Raw genomic sequence first — 293 nt, 5'->3', positions numbered from 1 at the left:
CTTGATACGTGCGAACGAGCCTGCGCGTAATTGGTTGTTGTCTTCATTAAATACCGCACGTACACGTAATGTACCTGTTGATGAATTAATTTGGTTATCAATAAAGTTAATGTAGCCTTTGTATGCAAAATCACTTTGACCGACTTTTTGCATTACAACAGTTTGGTGGCTCGCAGCAGTAACATCATTAAAAGAGCTATTCCATGTGCGCTCATCAACATCAAAATAAGCGTACATAGCTTGGTTTGAAACAATCGATGTTAATACGCTTTGACCCGCAAGTACGTTATTAC

Annotated in this window: 1 pseudogene; it reads right to left on the bottom strand. The window is 38.9% G+C overall.

What is annotated here, in order from left to right:
* Nucleotides 1-293: pseudogene (locus AAEY83_RS13910) on the bottom strand (efflux transporter periplasmic adaptor subunit); the annotation flags it as partial.

It is taken from the genome of Psychrobacter sp. TB20-MNA-CIBAN-0197 (assembly GCF_040309765.1).
Classification (GTDB): domain Bacteria; phylum Pseudomonadota; class Gammaproteobacteria; order Pseudomonadales; family Moraxellaceae; genus Psychrobacter; species Psychrobacter submarinus.
The sequence above is the reverse complement of the archived record's forward strand: the minus strand, read 5'-3'. Positions and strand labels throughout refer to the sequence as shown.